Raw genomic sequence first — 2,479 nt, 5'->3', positions numbered from 1 at the left:
TCCCGCGACACCGTCGCCGCCACCATCCAGCGCCTGGCACGCAACGTCCGCCTGGTGTTCGACTACCTGGGCATGACCGAAAATTCCCGCCGTCGGCGGGGACGGCCAGCCACGGCGGGCTAGAACGGATTTGCCGTGGGCCAGCCCCAGCCGCGCACCACGTCCCCGCCCTCACTGTGATAGGATTCAGCGTTTTGGCGCCGCCAGATTCATTTTTGTGGCGGCGCATTCTGCGATGGTCGTTCATCAGGAGGTAGAGGTGGCGGGGCGTTCGTTCGCAACTTTCGGTTGGCTCATGCTCGGCGTGGTGTGGTTCTTGGCCGGGTGCGCCGGAAATCAGGCGATTTCAGAGACTTCTGATTCAGGCAACCGCCAACAACTCGTTATCGTCGGAGCCAAGCTCACTGACGTCAAGGGCTTGGCCATGGGCTCCGCCCGCTCCAAGGGCTGGAGCATCGTCAAATCCACGGACGATCTGCTGGTCATGCAGCGACCACTGGACCCAGCCGCGCTGGCCACAGGCACCCTCGGGGCCGCCAACAGCACCGTGGCGCCGGTAGTTGAGGTTAACGCGACCTTTCGCGAGCAGTCCGACGGGACCAATGTCGCCTTGGCTGCCACCCTGATCACCCAACCCCCGGGAGCAGGGTCACCGCAACGGACAGACTACACCGACCAGTATCGTGACGCGCTAACCCAATCGCTCCAATCGCTGCGCGCCAACTGGACGGCAAACCGGCAGCGTATCGCCAACGCGATCCCACCGCTCGCCACCGCCCCGGAGGGCGTCCCCCTTAACACCGGCACTGGCACTTCAAATGCCCCTCCCCCCGCACAGGCGTGGGGACAGCCGGCCGAGCAACCGGCGCCGAAGTTCGACCCACCAGCACCGCAAAGCACCACACCGACCCCGGAACCGCTCGCCTTCCCCCCGGCGCCGGTCCCGGAAGAGCCACTTTCTCAGTCCAGTTCAGCGGCGCCCCGAGCAAATCCGGGGCTGCCCCCGGTCGTTGACGGCAGTAGTCGGTCATTGGCTGGCGCGAGCCCAACGCCAATTGACGGCAGCACGCAACCGCCCGTGCCGGCCGAACCGCAAAACACGATGCTCACGCTGAATCAGGGCAGCGAGACCGGGACCTGGGCCTACTACGCGGAGCAGTACGCTCGCCTGCGCGGCTGCGACATCGCGAACGGCGGGAGCCAGTTGATCCAGAGCCGCGCGGATGGTGAGATTCACAAGGTGTCCTGTGTAGGCTCCGACAGCTATCTGCTGAAATGCCAGAACGGCGTCTGCCAGGACCTGGCCCCGGTGAAACGCGCGCCGGCGTCGCCTCAGCAGACTAAGGCCGGCGCCGCGGCCGCTCCGAAGACCGCAAGGCCCGAGCCAAAGACCGCCAAGGCCGATGCGAAGGCAGCGAAGGCCGAACCCAAAACGACCAAGGCCGATGCAAAGACGGCAAAGACGGCGCCCAAGAGCGATTCGAAGACGGCTAAAGCGGAACCAAAGACGACCAAGGCCGGTGCGAAGCCGGCAAAGCCTGAGCCCAAGACCGCCAAGGCCGGCGCGAAGGCGACCAAACCTGAGCCCAAGACCGCCAAGGCCGGCGCGAAGGCGACAAAGACTGAGACAAAGCCCGCCAAGGCCGATTCGAAGGCGGCAAAGTCTAAGGCAAAGACCGCCTAACGGCCATGGCGCCCGCGCCACCCCGCAAGATGAAAGTGGCGGGGGCCTTGACCGTTCCCCCACCCCGCCCTACCCCAATAGGGGAGGAAGCATTGGAGCGCGCTCCCGGCGCGACTTTCACGGAAAGGACGAGGACCACCCGAGCAATGCCAAATACCGCATCGCAAAGGCGCACTCGTTTCCTGCCGGCTGCTTGATGGCCAACCTGGTATCGCCTTGGTGAGTACCGACCGATTTCCAGAGAGACTACCAAGAGTAGGTGCGACTTAAGTCGCACCTACATCCGCTCCGGCGCTGTTTGGTACCAGGTTTTGCGGGAACTCACCCTAAAGCGCAACGCACTGATGATGAGGTCAATAAAAGCATTCGACGCGTGCTCGGCGTAGCCCGGATGGAGCGCAGCGGAATCCGGGTGCGGCCTCGCGGACAAGAAAAAGATCAGTGGCTTACCTGAGAACCCTGGATTCCGCTGCGCTGCATCCAGGCTACGGGAAAGCGCTCCGCCGAATTGGTAGGAAGGCGTGATCGGCCTAATGCGGGCAATTGCTCACGCCAATGCGCCAAGCTCATTGGTAGGAAGGCGTGATCGGCCTAATGCGGGCAATTGCTCACGCCAATGCGCCAAGCTCATCGGGAAACAGCTAAGATCGATAGGCAAAGAAAAACCCCCGAACCGTGAGGCGCGGGGGTTTTTTGTAGAAGGCCCTGGCAGTGACCTACTTTCACATGGGGAGACCCCACACTATCATCGGCGATACACCGTTTCACTTCTGAGTTCGGGATGGGATCAGGTGG

At 63.3% G+C, this 2,479-nt stretch carries 1 protein-coding gene and 1 rRNA gene; one reads left to right on the top strand and one right to left on the bottom strand.

What is annotated here, in order from left to right; all coding sequences use genetic code 11:
- Positions 1-235 precede the first annotated feature (235 nt).
- Entirely contained in the window at positions 236-1,684 is a 1,449-nt protein-coding gene (locus QZX93_RS25510) for a hypothetical protein (protein ID WP_295392565.1), read from the top strand.
- A gap of 703 nt (positions 1,685-2,387) precedes the next feature.
- On the opposite strand, the gene rrf is transcribed toward QZX93_RS25510, so the two are convergent.
- A 5S ribosomal RNA gene (rrf, locus tag QZX93_RS25505) occupies positions 2,388-2,479 on the bottom strand; the annotation flags it as partial.

Source organism: uncultured Thiodictyon sp. (assembly GCF_903946935.1).
Taxonomy (GTDB): domain Bacteria; phylum Pseudomonadota; class Gammaproteobacteria; order Chromatiales; family Chromatiaceae; genus Thiodictyon.
Note: the sequence above shows the minus strand (reverse complement) of the source record. Positions and strands in the feature narration are given on the sequence as shown.

Excerpts from the sequence above, each read along its gene's own strand:
- QZX93_RS25510 (WP_295392565.1), top strand. The coding sequence starts at position 236 with ATGGTCGTTCATCAGGAGGTAGAGGTGGCGGGGCGTTCGTTCGCAACT.